The 17263-nt window shown below is 49.0% G+C and carries 19 protein-coding genes and 2 pseudogenes; 19 read left to right on the top strand and 2 right to left on the bottom strand.

Annotated elements, in window-relative coordinates; all coding sequences use genetic code 11:
- The first annotated feature begins 138 nt into the window (after nt 1–138).
- The 5 genes and pseudogenes from H6F88_RS26325 (at nt 139) to H6F88_RS26305 (ending at nt 5124) form a co-directional block, all read left to right on the top strand.
- Nucleotides 139–1563, top strand: a complete 1425-nt coding sequence (locus H6F88_RS26325) for an NAD(P)/FAD-dependent oxidoreductase (RefSeq protein ID WP_190645778.1) — start codon at nt 139–141, stop codon at nt 1561–1563.
- Nucleotides 1564–1657: 94 nt separating this feature from the next.
- Nucleotides 1658–2161 (top strand): MauE/DoxX family redox-associated membrane protein, encoded by a 504-nt coding sequence (locus tag H6F88_RS26320; RefSeq protein ID WP_190645777.1) that lies wholly within the window; start codon nt 1658–1660, stop codon nt 2159–2161.
- A 46-nt stretch (nt 2162–2207) separates the two neighbouring features.
- Nucleotides 2208–2417 carry an Lrp/AsnC ligand binding domain-containing protein gene (locus H6F88_RS26315; RefSeq protein WP_190645776.1) on the top strand — a complete coding sequence of 70 codons (210 nt, stop codon included), beginning with the start codon at nt 2208–2210 and terminating at the stop codon, nt 2415–2417.
- 85 nt (nt 2418–2502) lie between these two features.
- A pseudogene (locus H6F88_RS26310) lies at nt 2503–4305 on the top strand (Rieske (2Fe-2S) protein).
- A gap of 48 nt (nt 4306–4353) precedes the next feature.
- Nucleotides 4354–5124: a Mut7-C RNAse domain-containing protein gene (locus H6F88_RS26305; protein WP_190645775.1), complete on the top strand. Its 771-nt coding sequence runs from the start codon at nt 4354–4356 to the stop codon at nt 5122–5124.
- On the opposite strand, the gene H6F88_RS26300 is transcribed toward H6F88_RS26305, so the two are convergent.
- A complete protein-coding gene (locus H6F88_RS26300; RefSeq protein ID WP_190645774.1) occupies nt 5081–5494 on the bottom strand; it encodes a hypothetical protein in 414 nt (137 codons plus the stop codon). The genes H6F88_RS26305 and H6F88_RS26300 overlap by 44 nt on opposite strands.
- A gap of 444 nt (nt 5495–5938) precedes the next feature.
- On the opposite strand from H6F88_RS26300, the gene H6F88_RS26295 reads away from it, so the two are divergent.
- Both H6F88_RS26295 and H6F88_RS26290 read left to right on the top strand, forming a co-directional pair.
- The gene (locus H6F88_RS26295; RefSeq protein WP_190645773.1) at nt 5939–6274 is read left to right on the top strand and encodes a DUF4870 domain-containing protein; all 336 of its coding nucleotides are present in this window, start codon (nt 5939–5941) and stop codon (nt 6272–6274) included.
- A 210-nt stretch (nt 6275–6484) separates the two neighbouring features.
- Nucleotides 6485–6859 carry a hypothetical protein gene (locus tag H6F88_RS26290; protein ID WP_190645772.1) on the top strand — a complete coding sequence of 125 codons (375 nt, stop codon included), beginning with the start codon at nt 6485–6487 and terminating at the stop codon, nt 6857–6859.
- 183 nt (nt 6860–7042) lie between these two features.
- Here H6F88_RS26290 and H6F88_RS26285 read toward each other — a convergent pair whose 3' ends face one another.
- Nucleotides 7043–7264: a hypothetical protein gene (locus tag H6F88_RS26285; RefSeq protein ID WP_190645771.1), complete on the bottom strand. Its 222-nt coding sequence runs from the start codon at nt 7262–7264 to the stop codon at nt 7043–7045.
- An 81-nt stretch (nt 7265–7345) separates the two neighbouring features.
- Here H6F88_RS26285 and H6F88_RS26280 point away from each other — a divergent pair, with 81 nt between their 5' ends.
- The 12 genes and pseudogenes from H6F88_RS26280 (at nt 7346) to fabG (ending at nt 17212) form a co-directional block, all read left to right on the top strand.
- Nucleotides 7346–8572: a saccharopine dehydrogenase NADP-binding domain-containing protein gene (locus H6F88_RS26280; protein WP_190645770.1), complete on the top strand. Its 1227-nt coding sequence runs from the start codon at nt 7346–7348 to the stop codon at nt 8570–8572.
- Nucleotides 8573–8664: 92 nt separating this feature from the next.
- Complete coding sequence (locus H6F88_RS26275; RefSeq protein WP_190645769.1) at nt 8665–9285, top strand: hypothetical protein; 621 nt, start codon at nt 8665–8667, stop codon at nt 9283–9285.
- Complete coding sequence (locus H6F88_RS26270) at nt 9285–10079, top strand: endonuclease/exonuclease/phosphatase family protein (protein ID WP_190645768.1); 795 nt, start codon at nt 9285–9287, stop codon at nt 10077–10079. The genes H6F88_RS26275 and H6F88_RS26270 overlap by 1 nt, the downstream gene beginning before the upstream one ends.
- Before the next feature lie 363 nt (nt 10080–10442).
- Nucleotides 10443–10937 (top strand): cupin domain-containing protein, encoded by a 495-nt coding sequence (locus H6F88_RS26265; RefSeq protein WP_190645767.1) that lies wholly within the window; start codon nt 10443–10445, stop codon nt 10935–10937.
- Between the two features lie 55 nt (nt 10938–10992).
- Nucleotides 10993–11709, top strand: a complete 717-nt coding sequence (locus H6F88_RS26260; RefSeq protein ID WP_190645766.1) for a dienelactone hydrolase family protein — start codon at nt 10993–10995, stop codon at nt 11707–11709.
- A gap of 136 nt (nt 11710–11845) precedes the next feature.
- Nucleotides 11846–12784, top strand: coding sequence for an alpha/beta fold hydrolase (locus tag H6F88_RS26255; RefSeq protein ID WP_190645765.1), 939 nt, complete (start codon nt 11846–11848; stop codon nt 12782–12784).
- Between the two features lie 63 nt (nt 12785–12847).
- Nucleotides 12848–14236 (top strand): mercuric reductase, encoded by a 1389-nt coding sequence (locus tag H6F88_RS26250; protein ID WP_190645764.1) that lies wholly within the window; start codon nt 12848–12850, stop codon nt 14234–14236.
- Nucleotides 14237–14333: 97 nt separating this feature from the next.
- On the top strand, nt 14334–15083 hold the full coding sequence (locus H6F88_RS26245) for an SDR family oxidoreductase (RefSeq protein ID WP_190645763.1): 750 nt from the start codon (nt 14334–14336) through the stop codon (nt 15081–15083).
- A 29-nt stretch (nt 15084–15112) separates the two neighbouring features.
- Nucleotides 15113–15934, top strand: coding sequence for an alpha/beta hydrolase (locus H6F88_RS26240; RefSeq protein ID WP_190645762.1), 822 nt, complete (start codon nt 15113–15115; stop codon nt 15932–15934).
- Nucleotides 15935–16033: 99 nt separating this feature from the next.
- Nucleotides 16034–16318, top strand: a complete 285-nt coding sequence (locus H6F88_RS26235) for a hypothetical protein (protein ID WP_190645761.1) — start codon at nt 16034–16036, stop codon at nt 16316–16318.
- Nucleotides 16319–16380: 62 nt separating this feature from the next.
- A pseudogene (locus tag H6F88_RS34670) lies at nt 16381–16491 on the top strand (enoyl-CoA hydratase/isomerase family protein); the annotation flags it as partial.
- Nucleotides 16492–16516: 25 nt separating this feature from the next.
- The gene (gene fabG, locus H6F88_RS26230) at nt 16517–17212 is read left to right on the top strand and encodes a 3-oxoacyl-ACP reductase FabG (RefSeq protein WP_190645760.1); all 696 of its coding nucleotides are present in this window, start codon (nt 16517–16519) and stop codon (nt 17210–17212) included.
- Nucleotides 17213–17263: the final 51 nt, after the last annotated feature.

The following is a 17263-nucleotide window of genomic DNA, read 5'->3' as shown; positions in this document are numbered from 1 at the left end:
AGCGTAGCGTAACCCAACAAAATCCAAGCCCGTGTTGGGTTACGCTCTGTTCCACCCAACCTACAGTTTCTATTCCACCCAAAGTATGTTGTATCTTTTGCTAACCGATTCCCAGTTCTCTAGTTAGATGGGGAGATCATGAATCCGTTAAGTCCAACCGTGATCTTAGGTGGTGGTTTTACTGGATTGCTGACGGCATTACACCTTTGCCATCACCGACACTCTCGACCCATTGTTTTGATCGAACAAGCGGACCGATTTGTGTTTAAGCCACTCCTATATGAGTTGTTGAGTGGTGAAATGTCCGATAGCCAGGTTCAACCTCGCTATGCAAAACTGCTAGATTGTGACGGCATCACGTTTGTGCAGGATACGGTTCAGGGGATTGATCTGCATCAGCGACAGGTTAAGTTAGCCTCTGGATTGCAATATAGTTATGGACATCTTGTGCTGGCATTGGGAAGTACAACAAACTACTTTGGCATTCCTGGAGCAGAAGACTACACCTTTGCATTTCGCACGGGTGAGGATGCACTATCGCTGGGACGGCACTTGCGAGCGTGTCTCCAGCAGGCAAGTCAAACCGATGATCTAGAGCGTCGTCGCGTCCTGTTGACGGTGGCGATCGCCGGAGCAGGTCCGTCTGGTGTAGAAATGGCTGCTACCTTAGCAGACTTGTTGCCCCAGTGGTATCGAAAGCTCAATGGTAACCCTGAAGAAATTCAAATTTTTATCCTCAATCGTAGTAAGGAAATTCTTAAAGGAGACATTAATAGTCATTTGCGGGAAGTAGCTGAAAAAGCGTTGAAGAAGCGCACCATTCCCGTGCAACTTGTGACAGAAGCAACAGTCAGCGCCATTCATCCAGAGTGTTTGCAATACAAGCAGCAGGGACATGAGAACAAGCTTGATGCGGCGACAATTATCTGGACAGCCGGAACTGCCGTTCACCCTTTGCTCAAGCAACTAGACATTCCTGCTGACCGGCGCGATCGCTCTGGTCGCCTGCGAATTACGCCCACCATGCAGCTACCTGATTTTCCGGAGGTGTTTGTAGGTGGGGATAATGCGGCACTGGACATGATGCTACCTGCAACAGCGCAAGTTGCTTACCAGCAGGGGGCTACAATTGCCCACAATGTGATGGCAATGGTGCAAAACAAACCTCTTAAACCCGTCAAAGTTACCCTTCGAGGAACCTTGATGAAACTAGGATTAGGGGAGGCAGCTGCTAATTTATTCGATCGCTTTATCATTTCTGGGCGATCGGGGCATTTGATTCGTCAGGGCACCTATTTAGAGCTTTTGCCAACCCCTATTCACAACTTTAGGGCGACGGTAGATTGGCTCACCTATGAAGTTTTTAGCCGTCACAGTCAACCTAACCTATCCAGTCAACCTTCCCTTCATCTATTGCAACGGTTGGGAGATATTGCGGCCGTTCTGGTGGTAATCAGTAGCAGTGCATTGTTTTGGCGAGCAATCCAGCCCAATCAATTTAGTCAGGTGTTGCGACCGACGGGTTTACCTGTGTTGTTAGATCAGTTACAGCAAAGCCAGTAGTGTTTTCAGGCATTGCTAACTAGATAGATGAATTTTGTAGGGGTATTTCGCGAAACGCTTCTACAGGGAAACCGATACTTTAGGAAAATTTCAAATGCTTCAAGACACTTTTGATCAGCGAGTTGGATTAAAGAGCGAACGCAGCATGGTGATCACGGCGATCGCCACCATGCGCGTCCTCTTAGGCATCTTTTTTATCCTCTCAGGAATCGCCAACTACATCTACTTTCGCACCCCAGGTGGTTTCTTTGAAACAGTGACACAGAGCAAGCTAGCTCTCTGGGGCTGGGGATTTCAAGGGGTTGGACCTTTGCCCGCTTTCCTTGCTTTGCCCTATGCCTATCTGCTTCCGGCAGTCGAAATGATTGTGGGAGCCGCCTTTGTAGTAAACCGTTGGGTGCGCTGGGCTGGCATCATCATGATGCTCATGCTCCTGAGCTTTATTCTGGCTTTTGGTCTAATTGGACCAGGTGGACTATTGCCTAATAACCAGGGCAACTGGGACAAAAATGTGTTCATGCTAATTGGAGCGTGGATTTGTGCAGCTTATGACCACTACCGCGTTAAGCGGCAAAACAGAATGAATGAGTTAGGATAAGTAGCTCAACGTTGTTATTACCTCATGATCAAGTTTTTGAAGGGACTTGATTATTGCTAAGCCCCTTCAAAAATCGGATAGCTTGTCAGGTTGCCATCGCGTTGTGGGCAACGAATATTACATCTTGAAAGCAGTTCTCCCTTCAATGCAACACCTGGAAGGGATGATGGAGCGATTTCTCCAACTGGGAGCGGTCGAAGTTTCCATCGTTTTGTCTACAGTAGTGACTGACAAAGCAATTCAAAACCAATCTTGATCGCGGTGGTCAAGAAACTAAAGAAAAGTCTTTACAAACTAAGGGGACTTGCTTAGGATATTTATAAAGTTAATTCTTTATAAATATGAAATCTATTTCGGACCGACCTCAATCACTTGTTCGTGCGGCAACTCTGGCAGAACTTCAGGAAAAAGGGCAGTTACTCGTCCGTTTAAACCAGCAACCCATTGCGCTGTTCTACAGCAACGATCGCGTCTATGCGATCGATAACCGTTGTCCCCACATGGGTTTTCCACTACATGGCAGTGTGTGTAAGGATGGGATTGTCACGTGCCCGTGGCACTATGCTCGGTTTGACTTGGCAAGCGGCGGCACGTTTGATTCTTGGGCAGATGATGTGCGATCGTTTCCCGTACAGATTCGAGATGGGGAGATTTGGGTAGATGTTACCCCCCTGGATAACCTCAAAGTTCATCATCAGCAATGATTACAGGATGGACTAGAGCAAGGCATTTCACTGGTTATTGCAAAATCAGTAATTGCATTACTGGATTTGGGAATTGCGCCAACTAAGCCCTTTCAGGTCGGGCTGTCCTTTGGCACTCGCTACAACAAAACCGGATGGGATACGGGGCTAACCATGCTCACCTGCATGATGAATCTGTTGCCCTACCTCGATGAAAGCGATTGCCCCCGTGCCCTCTATCAGGGACTTTCTGCTGTTGCGCGTGACAGTGCAGGGTCTCCTCCTCATTTTCGAGTACACCCCCTGCCGACAACTCACTTAGATTTTGTGACCTTAAAAGCGTGGTTTCGTCAGTTTATCGACCAGCGCGATCGCGAGGCGGCTGAACGGTGTTTGGTGACCGCAGTAGAGCTTGGAATCAGTCGTACTCAGATTGCCGAAATGTTATTTGCAGCAGCAACCGATCATCGCTACTTGGATGTGGGGCATGTGCTGGACTTTATCAATAAGGCATTAGAGGCATTAGATGCGGTTACCCCTTCGGAGCACGGCGAAGCAACCGATTGGCAAGAAGCTGAACCTGTTCTGGCAAGTCTTGTGGCAGGGTTGGCAAATGCAACGCGCATGGAAGAAGCCAGTTCATGGCGCTATCCAGTGGATTTGGTAGCCATTCTAGAAGAGGCATTTGAGCAATTGCCTGCTGTCCTAGAAACTGGAAAATCTCATCGAAGAGAGTGGGTTCAACCTCCAGAATTCCTTTCAGTGTTGTTGGGAGAGGATGCTCAGGCGATCGCCAATCGTTTGTTAGATGCATTGCGATCGGGCTGTACGGAGGAACAGTTAGCCCAAATCGTCACCTATGCGGCGGCTCTGCGCGTCGCCCGATTTCACACGAATAATGATCATGGAGATTGGAACAGTGCCCACCATCCCTTTACCTTTGCGAATGCTGTTCTGCAAGGAATTCGTCGGGTTTCAACGGTTGAGCTACTTCGGGGTGTATTCGATGCAGCCATGAGCGTTTATTTGAACCGATTTCTCAATGTGCCGCCTGCTCGCTTACCGGATGCTAAAGATATTGTTGCCAATCCTGAATCTTTATTGGAGAAATTGCCTGACCTGCTCGATCGCCAGCAGCAGGTCAACGAAACGGGACGATTGGTGGCGCAATATCTTTATAGCGGTGGCAATCCTAAAGCTCTAATGACCGCGCTGGCAAAACTAATGTTGCGCGAGAATCGAGATTTTCATGTGATGCAATCGATGGAAGCGGCATTTCGCCTGTATTCTCAACTCATCGATCCTGTGGAAGGGGTACCTGTATTGGTGGCAGCGGCGCGATACCTGGCGGCTCATGCGCCCACGATGCGATCGCAGGAGCAAACTTATCAGATGGCATATCGATTACACCGGGGCGATCGCTTGTTTGAGGATACAGAATCAGAGGTTGATGCGGACTAATTTGATCAGCGCAATTTGATAAGCGTAACGTCACGCTCCAGCGATAACATGCCCCATGCCTTTTTTCGCTTTTATAGCAGCCTGAATGACTTCCTGCCACCCCACCGTCGGCAGGTGGAATTTGAGCGTTATATCAAAGACCGGGGTTCTATCAAAGATGCGATCGAAGCGGTGGGAGTCCCTCATCCTGAAATTAACCTGATTATCGTGAATGGGGAATCGGTTAGTTTTGACTATCTGGTGCAGGAGGGCGATCGCATCAGCGTCTATCCCCAGTTCACCACGTTGGATATCACACCCGTTTCCCAGGTGCAGCCTCCACCGTTATCGCCGATGCGCTTTGTGGTGGACGTGCATTTGGGCAAGCTGGCAACCTATTTACGGTTGTTAGGCTTCGATACCCTTTATCGCAATGACTACAACGATGATGAACTAGCTCAAACCTCTAGCCAGGAACAGCGCATTCTCCTGACTCAAGACCGGGAACTACTGAAGCGAAGCATTGTTACTTATGGGTATGCGGTTCGTTCACACAATCCAGAGGAGCAGATAGTGGAGGTGTTAGCGCGGTTTAGGCTGTATCCTGCGATCGCCCCTCTTCAGCGCTGTCCTCGTTGCAATGGTGAAGTAATCTGGGTGGATAAAGCTGATATCCAACACCAAATTCCCTACTACACCCATCTTTACTATGACGATTTTACCCAATGCCAGAACTGTGATCAGGTCTACTGGCGGGGTGCTCACTATGATCGCATTCAGTCTTTGATTGATGAGGTCAAGGGTCAAGCGATGGCTCCAGTCGTAGACCTAGTTGACTGACAAAACTCCTAAAACCACTGACATACCATAGCCACTGTACGACGGGTTGAGAGAGTACAGTGATCGTCCAATCATGAGTCTGGTTTGCACTCAGCGAATGTGAGCGGCTAGAGGTAGAGGAGAGCCCTTGCAGACCGGAGATGGTGGAAGGTTTTTCAGATTCGCCGTCGTGCATATAGGCAGATAGGTCAGGGTCAGCCTGACGGACCTGATCGAGAAACCAGGCGTGCAGCCCAATCGTATATTGCGGGTAGAGTGAGCTGTCCTGGAGGGGCTGTAGTTGTAGGGTCAGCCCGATTAGCTCTGTGTCTTTTGACCAGGTGAGATCAACTGCATTTGGATTACATTTGCGACGTGAGCAAGGAGTCATAGGCGGTTGTTTCACTCCGTCTCCCACTGGGGATGATGTCTAGAGTAAGGTTAGAAAACCCGGTTGCGTGCAGAATACGGCAGTTTATAAAGCCGTTTCGTTAAGAAGCATTATTGGGTGTACGGGCGAAGCATTCGGCAAAAGAATTGTGCCTTGGTGGCAGGGATTGTGACGGAACGCTTCGCCCCTATCGATGCCGCTACTCTACGGACGGTGGTATTAGATGTAGGTCTTTGACGATTGGGGCATTGCTGATCTGACGCCTCTCAATCTGTTGGCTACACTTGAAGGGTAAAGTCACAGCATTAATCAACCCACATAAATTCGACAGTTTAGTTTTGCAAGCGCAAAGCGCTTCGAGAAAACAGACTTTTAAGGCTACCGCAATGTGCGGAGCCCCTGGTTAAATTTACGTGATCAGCTTAACGGGTGATGAATCGGGCCATGACTAATCTAGAGAAACGCAAGCTGTTGTCAGCCGTCAGCCACGGGGTTTTGCTCTTCAATGTTGCGGTTTTGCCGCTGTTAGTTCCGATTGCGGTTTTGGTTCTCTCTGACGACCCAATTGTGCAGCAAAATGCTAGAGAAGCACTTAACTTTTTCATCAATATTGTTGTCTATATCTTCCTTTTCTTACTGTTGTCCTTCATTGGAATTGGCTTGCCACTATTGTTTCTAACGCTGTTTATTAGCTGGCTGATGCCGATCATTGCTACAGTTCACGCACTGACCCAGCTAGACCGACCCTATCGCTACCCATTTATTTTGCGAGTGCTGTAACTTTTCTACTTGACTAACCCTATTCCGATAAGATTTAATTCTGCAATGCGACTTCAACAGAATGAGTTCTTTCAAGTTGCAGACCCAAAAATTTAGTTGCGCTGCCGAAAGTTGTTGACACCAACTTCCGACAGCTAACCCTTTCGACTGATTGAGGCAGTCTGAGGGCTGAAGGTATTTTATCCCTATTTTCAGCCGCTCCAGTTTGTTATGACGTTTGGGGCGGCTAAATTTTTGGGTTTTCCTCCCCGTCGTTTCATCCCAAGGAAAACCCATGACCTCCAACTTAATCACCCACACTGCAGCACCTATCCTGCTGCAACAACTCCTGCACCCGTTTCCACGCCACAGCTACAGCCCTTGCCCCTGCGCTACCCCAACCGTGAGCCAATTCGCCATTTGCTAATCGGTTCACCCCCGCTCGTGCAAAACACAATTCACCAGTTACACAACCTGCACTACGCCGAAGCAGGCTTATGGAGTCCAGAAATCCCCCCGGCTGAGTCAGAACTCAGGCTGACGCTCAACCCCGGAGAAGTCTTGCGAATCTTGCTGCGCTATGTGGCGATCGCAGACACACACTAGCCCTCGTAGGGTGTAGATCTTTGTAATTTGATGAAAGCTTTAACAGCGATCGCTTTTTCCTCCGTAAATTCCTCCTTTAATACCAAGTCCCTAAAGTAGAGCAACAGATTGGGTAGGGGCGTTTCGCGAAATGCCCCTACAAGAGTATCTATGTATAGTCCAAATTTGAAGAATTGGTATAACTCAGGCTTCCAAGATGACTTCAAATGCCTCCGAAGCTAAGGCAAATGCTTTCAAAGCCGCTTCAAATACCTCTGAAGTTGATGCAGATGCCTCTAAAATCACTCCAAACGCCTCTGAAGTTATTTCAAATGCTTCTGAAGTCACTTCAAATACCCCTGAAGCCACTTCAAATGCCTCCAGAGTCGTTTCACACCCCTCTAAGGTCGCTTCGACAGTCCCCAAAGTTACTTCTAATGGTCTCCCAAAATCTCTTTAAAAACCTTCAAAGTTAAAGTTGCAGGTATAGCTACCAGGAGCACCTCCATGTCTGATCGTGTTTATGATGTAGTCCTTTACGGTGCCACAGGTTTTGTTGGGAAGCAGACCGTGCAGTACTTTGCCCGTCATGCCTCTGCTGAACAGGTGCGATGGGCGATCGCTGGACGAAACCGCCAGAAATTAGAGGCTGTTCGAGATCAGGTTGGCGTAGGGGTGGATGTGCTAGTTGCTGACAGTCAAGATCAGCAAGCGATTGATGCGATCGCCTCTCAAACGCGAGTACTGCTCACCACTGCCGGACCCTTTGCTCTCTATGGCAATGCCCTTGTTGCTGCTTGCGTTCGGTTTAGAACTCATTACGTAGACATTACTGGAGAAACGCCTTGGGTCAAAACGCTAATCGATCGCTATCAGACTCAGGCAGCAGCCGATGGCACACGCATCATTCCCTGCTGTGGCTTTGATTCTGTCCCATCTGATCTCGGCACTTACCTCGTCGTTCGTCACCTGCAACGAGAGTTGGGTGTGCCTTGCAAACAGGTGAATGCCTATTTTCAAGCAGTTGGTAGCTTTAACGGTGGCACATTAGCATCGGCGTTGAATCTCTTTGACTCACCAGGGGCAGCTCAGATGAGTGACCCCTTCCTGCTGTCCCCCTCCACATCTCATACTCAAGCCGAAATTGATCGCAACCGTGACCCACAAACACCATCCTTTGATGCAGAGCTCAATACCTGGGTCGCTCCCTTTTTCATGGGACTTGTGAATACTCGTGTTGTCCGCCGCAGTCGTGCATTGTACCAGGAATGGCAAGAACCCTATGGTCCCGACTTCAGCTATCAGGAATATCTCAAGTTTGACGAACCCCTATCGTGGCTGAAGGCAACTGGTGTAACTGCGGGACTCGCTCTGTTTGTGGCAGGTTTGCAACAGCCACAGATGCGATCGCTCCTGCAACCTATTTTGCCTCAACCCGGTAGCGGACCTTCTGAGCAAACGATGAATGAGGGCTGGTTCTCTTGTGAATTGGTGGGCACTGCCCTAGATGGACGTAAGGTGCGAGGACTGATTCAAGATCAGGGCGATCCTGGAAATCGAGCGACGGTCAAGTTTGTTTCTGAATCGGCATTGAGTCTGGCGCTCCAACCCGATGAACTACCAGGTGGTCGGATGCGGGGAGGAGTTCTCACTCCAGCGACCGGGCTAGGTGATGTTTTGGCAGAACGGTTACGTCGCGCTGGAATGACCGTAGCTGTGAGTCCATCGTCCTAGTTGCTAGTGATTGCTTCGCCAGTTGCTGTCATCAACCGTCTTCAAGCCCTTGTGTTATCGTCGAAAAGAGGTCGCGTCAATCCGAGGAAGTTATGGTTAGGCGGGTAATGATTTGCTTGGGAATCCTGGGCATTTTGGCAACCAGCGCTATATCTGTAGAGGCTGCCACTGATCTTCGTAGCGTTGACTCAGCGGCACTAGGAACTAGCAGGAGTTTACCCTGGTCTGAGCCTGTTCAGATTAATGATCCCTTTGAGGGTAACTTTGTTGGCGTGTTTGACCGCAACTATTTCTACGGCAGGTTTCTCAACACGACTACCCGAATTGAGGTGCAGAGCCTTTGGAGTCCAGAGTCGGTGCGGTTCCTGTTGGTGACTCGCGATCGCGATTGTTTGAGCCAACCCTTCCACTATGGTCTCTCGTCTGACTTAGACTGTTCAGAGTTTAACAACGCCCGGAATATCACTGAACTGTTTATCAGAATTAATGATCAGGTGTTTCAAGTTTCAGGACAAAACAGCACCTTTCCAGTTAGTAGTGAGTTAGCTCAAGCCTTGCAAACCGCGCCGCAGGGCAATGTCAGCATTCGACTGGTGACGGAAAGCGGGGAAACAATCGACAGCGAAATTGGGCAGGAAACAGTCGAAGCATGGAGAACTGTGTACACGCCTCAAACTGATAATGTATCAAGTAACAAGCTCAATGTTCGTTGATGGTTAGAGTTGCAACAATCAACATCTTATTTGACCTAGAAGAATGGACACAGCGACGGGACCTACTGGTCGAAGGACTGGCTGCACAGAATGCTGATTTAATTGCTTTGCAGGAGGTCGTCACATTACCGGAAGATACAGGAGCCTGGCTTGCAGAAGAACTGGATATGCCCTACGTGTATTTCGTTCCTAAAGCCAACAATGAAGAGAATTCTCTGTTTGAAGGAATCGCAATTCTTAGTCGTTATCCGTTCGTCCAACAGGAAATGCTCGTCTTGGAAGGGCAGAACCGTGTTGCCCAGTATATTCAGGTTGTGGTGGATGGGCAACCGTTTGTCCTCTGCAATGGACATTATTACTGGTACCCCGGCTCCCATCCGGGTCGGGATATCCAAGTGCAGCAGGTTTTAGATTGGTTAGGACAGCTTCCACCAGAACTACCTGTTGTTGCAGTCGGAGACTTTAACGGAACCCCAGAAACCTCAGCGATCGCCCTTATGCGGCAACAGTTCACGTCTGCTTATGCCGCACACCATGGTCAGGAGCCAGTCTATACCTGCCCCACTCCCCTGGTGCGACGCAATTGGCAGAAAGTGCTGTGGCATGCTTTTCGTAATTTGCGCTTCAATCGCACACTTCGTCCTTGGCGAGGCACCTTGGATTACATCTTTGTCAGTCATCATCTGCGGGTGAAGAATTGCCAACTAATTTTGGATCAACCCGCTTCTAACAGTCGTACTCTCTATCCTTCTGACCATTTCGGCATCATGGCTGATTTGGAAATCCTCCATTAGCACAACGCATGAACCAGTGTTGACCGATTGAGGAGAAGGTTGCTCCAACCTGAACTTAAGTTTGATCCAAACTAATACCTCAGATTAGCTGACTATTGATCAATATGTTGCCTAAACTATAGACCCTGAATGGACTACAAATTTGATTTAGTCCCCTAAATTGAGGTCGTAGTGAAGAAGGCAATTCAGAAGTTACTTCACCGCGCTGCTCAACTTGAAGCCTTACCCAAAAGTTGGCGTGAGTATATTCCAACGGTAGCGGGGTGTTCTCTAAATTGAGTGTGCGATCGAGATTGCAACATCCCTGTACACCATCACTAACACTAACTTACGAATAAACAACTTGTTTCCTTGGAGACAACAATGACAATCAACCGAGATGGACTTTTAGTTGAACAAGGTCAAGGACATTCGTATTGGTTTGGTCAAGACCTCTATATTTTCAAGGCAGTTGGTGAGGATACAGGTGAAGCTTATGCGCTTTGTGAGGTTGTTGTTGCACCTCAAGGAGGTACTCCTCCCCATCGGCACAGTCGAGAAAATGAATCGTTTTATGTGCAAGAGGGAGAGATTGAATTTCAGCTTGACGAGCGCACCCTTGTTGCAACAGCAGGAACCTTCCTTCATTCGCCCAAAGGTCAGCTTCATCGATTTACCAACACTACCGCTGTACCTGTCAAAATGCTGGTTTGGGTGACACCCGCAGGATTTGATAAATTTATTGCCGAAGTTGGAAAGGCAGTGAATGGTCAAGTTACATCTGCCTCACCATTGAGTCCTGAAGACTTAGATAAAATCCTCACTACTGCGCCTAAGTATGGCATCGAGATTATTCCCCCACCTCCTGAGCAAGCTTAGTCACTGGCTCGACAACAGTTTGATGAAATAAGTATATATCTCTGTAAAAGACATAATGACAACTCAAAATGTAACCATTTCAGCCTTTTCTGGAGGCAGTTTTAGCGCTTATCTAGCAATACCCGATACTCAGCCATGTGCGGGAATTGTGCTGATTCAAGAAATTCTTGGGGTCAATGATAATATGCGGCAGACTGCTGATGCTTATGCTAGAGAAGGCTATTTGGTGCTCGTGCCAGATCTGTATTGGCGGCTAAAACCTGGTATAGAACTCGATCCTGAGAAGCAGGATCATTGGGCTCAAGCTTTTGAGTTACTCAAAGCATTGGATATAGATAATGGTGTAGAAGATCTGAAGGCAAGTCTGTCTTTTCTAAGGCAGTATCCTAGCAGCACCGGTAAGGTCGGCAGTGTAGGCTTTTGTTTGGGCGGCAAACTGGCATATTTTATGGCAACTCGTAGCGATGCCGATGCCAATGTCAGTTACTACGGTGTTGAGATTGACCAAAATTTAGCAGAGGCGACAAAGATTCAGAAACCGTTGATCTTGCACATGGCTGCAAATGATGAATATGTGTCACCAAGCGCTCAAACCACTATTCAGCAAGGGCTGAAAGACAATCCTCTAGTCACAATCTATCGCTATGAAGGCGTGAGCCACGGGTTTAGTCGCATCAATAGTTCTGCTTACCGCAAAGAAGCCGCAGAATTAGCGGGCGATCGCACGTTGGCGTTTTTGAAACAGCATTTAGGCAGTGGGTCCAAGGTGTAAGAGCCTATTAGTGATGCAATCTGCGCTTCGCGATCGCAAACTACATCCATCGATTGCTCATATCACGGCTGCAACCCATTCCTGTCCAATCAGCACAATGATTGGGCGTATTCCAGAAATAAGAAGGTAAGTAGTGATGCCAAAAAGAACCACCAGTTTTGACAGTAAAGGGTTAAAGTGTTCCGTCACCTTTTACACTCCAGATAAAGCCGCATCTGGTCAGCGTTGTCCTGCGATTGTTATGGCGCATGGCATTGGCTTGACTAAAGAAATGGGTTTGCCCCAATTTGCTGAGCGCTTTGCTCAAGCTGGGTTTGCCGTCACGCTGTTCGATTACCGCTACATGGGTGCCAGTGAGGGAGAGCCTCGTGGACAAATGCTGCCTGCCGAGCAGCACGAGGATTATCGCAATGCTATCACCTGGACCCAACTCCAAAAGGAAGTTGACCCTGAACGCATCGGTGTTTGGGGCTTCTCCTACAGTGGTGGTCATGTGCTGCATCTGGCGGCATTCGATCGGCGCGTCAAAGCTGTTGTGGCACAGATGCCTACGGTGAATGCATTTCTCAACTCCCGTCGCCTGACTTCACCCCTTGAACTCGATGGACTGACAACGTTGCTTTCACAAGACCGAGTCAAACGGTATCAAACCGGGGAAGTGAGTTACTTTCCCCTGGTTGCTCCACCGGGACAACCGAGCTTCCTGCCGACACCCGATGCATTCACCTGGGTTGAATCCGCTAAAATTGCCAGCGAAGGACGATGGGAGAATCGCATCACCTTTGAATCGATCGAACACTGTCTCTATTACGAACCTGTTCCTCATCTTGAGGCGATTTTTCCTACTCCGCTATGTTTAATTGCAGGCGAGAAAGATTTTCTAGCATCTCCTGATTTAACCGCCGCTGTCTATGCGTGTGCAATGGAGCCGAAGTCTTTCACCATCTTGAAGGGTGGACACTTCGACGGTTTCCAGGGACAGGGCTTTGAGATTGCCAGCACAACTGCCGTGAAATGGTTTGAGAAATATCTGAAACAGGTTGAAGCTTCTGTTTTGGAAGTTGCTGCTGCTTAATGATTTATGCGATCGCCCGCCAAAACTAGTTAAAGACATTCCTCCCACTCAAAGGAGATATAAATGGACACACAACACTACGATGACATTATTATCGGTGGTGGCAAAGCAGGTAAAACCCTGGCACCCGCACTCGTCGCAGACGGACGCAAAACTGCTCTGGTGGAACGCAGCTTAACCATGATTGGGGGCTCGTGTCCTAATATTGCCTGCATTCCCAGCAAAACGATGGTGGCAAGTGCAGCGACAGCAAATACGGTGCGAAACAGTGCAGCCTATGGCATTCACACGGCACCGCCCACAGTTGATATGGCGGCAGTGATTCAGCGCAAGCGCTCGGTCGTGCAGTCTTTGCGACCTATCAATCTCAACATATTGAACACTGCATTGGGAGACAATCTGATTATTGGCACGGCTCGCTTTGTGGCACCTAAAACAATTGAAGTGGCAACCGATGAGGGAACAACTCGCTTACTCACCGCAGAACGATTGTTTATCAATACAGGTACGCGACCGCTGATTCCATCGGTGCCGGGACTCAAAGAAGCTGGGTTTTTGACCAGCGAATCGATCATGGAGCTAGAACAATTACCAGAACATCTGATCGTGCTGGGAAGTGGCTACATTGGGTTGGAGTTTGCCCAGATGTTTCGGCGTTTTGGCTCTCGCGTCACTGTGATTGGGCAAAGTGGGCAAATCCTGTCACAGCACGATCCAGATATTGCGATCGCCGTGCAAACGCTGTTAGAGCGAGACGGCATTGACTTCTTGTTGAAGGCGAAGGTGTTGAAAGTCGATCGCACTGGCAATGCTACTCAACTTCAGATTCAAGTTGGCGATCACCAGGTAAGTCTAGAAGGGTCACATCTGCTCATTGCTGTCGGTCGTGTGCCCACCACTGATAGCTTAAACCTGGCTGCTGCGGGTGTGGCAACCGATGCACGCGGATTCATTCCAGTTAACGATCGCCTGGAGACAAACGTACCGAATATCTGGGCGTTAGGCGATATCAATGGGGGACCGCAATATACCCATGTGGCGCTGGACGATTATCGGATTGTCAAAGCGAATCTGATTGATGGCAGCAACCGCAGCACGAGCGATCGGGTGGTTCCCTCCAGCCTATTCATCGAGCCAGAACTGGCTCAGGTAGGTCTGACCGAAACCCAAGCACGACAACAAGGGTATGCCATCCGAGTGGCGAGGTTGGATGCCTCAAACATTATGCGAGCGGTAACAGAGGGTCAAACCACTGGACTGATGAAGGCGATCGTGGATACTGAAACAGGTCGGATTCTCGGCTGCACCCTGTTTTGTCATGCAGCGGGTGAAGTGATTTCAACCGTGCAAATGGTGATGCAAGCGCAGATGCCCTATACCGTTCTGCGCGATGGAATTTTGACTCATCCCACAATGACTGAGGGGTTAAATATTCTGTTTTCAAAGGTGTAAGAAGGCAGCCATTGCAGGCACTTCACAAGGGTACGTTCTCATGTTTTCGTGACCCGTGCAGACGGTTCTTTCAAACTCAACAACTTTAGGATTCACCATGAAAAAACTAGAAGGAAAAGTCGCTCTTGTTACGGGTGGTACGAGTGGCATTGGTCTTGCGACTGCTAAGCGTTTTGTTGCTGAAGGTGCTTATGTCTTCATCACAGGTCGTCGCCCAACTGAACTCGATGCTGCCGTTAAAGAGATTGGTGAAAACGTCACGGGTGTTCAGAGCGATGCCTCCAATCTGGCAGACCTCGATCGCCTGTTTGCCACAATCGAGCAGGAGCAAGGACACCTCAATGTGATCTTCGCGAATGCTGGCGGTGGAGAACTCGCCCCACTCGGCTCAATCACCGAAGAACACTTTGACAAAACGTTTAACACGAACGTCAAAGGTTTGCTGTTTACCGTGCAGAAGGCATTGCCGCTGCTGCCCGAAGGCGCTTCTATCATTCTGAATGCCTCGACTGCTTCTATTGTGGGCACTCCAGCCTTCAGTGTTTATAGCGCTACCAAAGCTGCTGTGCGATCGTTTGCCCGCAATTGGACACTCGACCTCAAAGATCGCAAGATTCGGGTTAATGCTATCAGTCCTGGTGTGGTTCCGACTCCTGGTTACAATCACTTGGGGCTAAGTAATGAACAGGTAAAGGAATTCGTGGATAGCCAAGCCGTCAACATTCCATTAGGTCGAGTCGGCACACCCGATGAGATCGCCAAGGCTGTTGTTTTTCTCGCCTCAGACGACAGCAGCTTTGTGAACGGCATTGAGCTATTTGTTGATGGTGGTATGGCACAGATTTAAAGCGTCCTAACAGAAAGGGAGATTACAACATGAATAGGCTCACCCTCAAGCACAGCATCCGTCTACTTCTAATCGTCACACTCTTTGTCGGAACCCTTGTGATCACTTCTCTAGGAGCCAATATGAATCCTGCAAGCGCACAAGATAGCAAGCCCACTATTGTCCTCGTTCATGGCGCATTCGCTGACTCTTCCGGTTGGAATGGCGTATTGTCCGAGCTGATTCCGAAAGGTTATCCGACAGTTGCCGTCGCCAATCCCCTGCGCGGAGTCAGGAGTGACGCAGATTATGTCGCTAGCGTCCTTCAGAATATCGAAGGTCCCATTGTACTGGTTGGGCACTCCTATGGAGGCGCAGTGATCACCAATGCGGTGAATGATAACAGCAACGTGAAAGCACTGGTCTACGTTGCTGGCTTTGCTCCTGATACCGGCGAGACTGCCATCGAACTCTCAGGACGTTATCCGGGAAGCACACTCGGACCGACACTCGCACCGCCCATTGTACTGCCCGATGGCGGTAAAGACCTCTACATTCAACAGGACAAGTTCCACGCACAGTTTGCCGCCGACGTGCCCGCCAACGACGCGCAACTGATGGCTAGTACTCAGCGTCCGATCACGGAAGCCGCACTGAACGAACCTTCTGGTGAGCCTGCATGGAAGTCTATCCCGTCCTGGTTCATCTATGGCGATCGCGACTTAAATATTCCCGCAGCAGCACTATCTTTCATGGCGGAGCGTGCTAACTCAAGGGAGACAGTCGCCGTGAGCGGTGCGTCACATGTCGTGATGATTTCCCATCCAGATGCCGTTGCCGAGATCATTGAGCATGCTGCGATCGCACAGTAGAGAAGTCTGAATGCAGCTTAATTCTGCAATCAGTGAATGAGCCTGCGGATATCGAGCCGTAGTTATGTACGTTGTAAACATCATTGGAGAACTTTGATCATGAGCCAAGCCACAAATCCAGCCGATCCAACCCCTCAAGATCTTGAGAAGAAATTGGCTCTACTGCGAAAACTGAGAGATGAATTAGGCAGCGGTGATACGATTCGTCGTCTTTTCTTTGGAGATTTAAGACCGATCGCACTTCAACCGGGAGGAGCAGGTACGGTTGTCCATCTCTACAACCAAGCCAACGATGTCACGATCGCCTATTGTGCAACCTACGATGTGTTTCTAGCAGCACGGCTTGGGCGAGTTACAGAATTTGATCCGGCTGAAATCAAATAAGGATGTTACAGCATTCTCCATCTGCGTGAGGTAGAGGGAGGTCAAGCTCCACCTCCCTTTTACTGAACTTACGCTACACGAGCGTTGCGCTCACCCAACAACTCAAATGCTTAATCATTGAAAGAATCGGCTACAGATTAGCGTTAGAAGGCATTACTGCAACCGATCTATGACTGAATCAATATAAGGTGATATTACATGAAAGGGAAACATGTTTTGTTAACAGGCGCAACAGGTGGACTTGGTTTGGGTGTAACGCCGGTTGTGTTAGCACAAGGGGCTAACCTAACAATTCCATACCGTCGGGTTCAAGATCTCGCTCGCCTAAAAGCATCGTTGCCTGCTGATGACATAACTCGCATCACTGGTGTCTCTGCTGATCTTCAAGATGAGCGGTCCGTAGAACGCTTGGTGAACAACATGCCCAAAGTGGATATCTTAATTCATCTCGTTGGTGGCTTTGCAATGGGCAAAACTCATGAGTATCCATTTGCCGACTGGCAACGAGACTTTAATTTAAACCTCAACTCAACCTTCTTAGTCTGCAAGCACAGCCTCCGACGAATGCTGGAACAGAACTATGGACGGATCGTAACAGTCGGATCAAGAGGTGCAGTAGAACCCAGCGGACAACTCGCCGCCTACGGTGCTTCAAAAGCAGGAGTGGTTGCTCTGACTAAGGCGATCGCAGATGAAACGAAAGGCACAAATGTTACTGCCAACGTTGTTCTACCCAGCATCATCGATACACCGACCAACCGAGCTGCGATGGGAGCTGAAAATGCGCACACATGGGTTAAGCCCGAATCGTTAGCTCAAGTCATTTGCTTTCTGGCATCTGAAGCAGCGCAAGATGTCCGAGGGGCAGCAGTTCCAGTTTATGGCAGTGCCTAGTGAGGGTTAGAGATTAGACATGCACGATGAATCAGAAACGATATTGTTGCC

This window comes from Oculatella sp. FACHB-28, assembly GCF_014696015.1.
Lineage (GTDB): Bacteria > Cyanobacteriota > Cyanobacteriia > Elainellales > Elainellaceae > JAAUTN01.
Note: the sequence above shows the minus strand (reverse complement) of the source record. Positions and strands in the feature narration are given on the sequence as shown.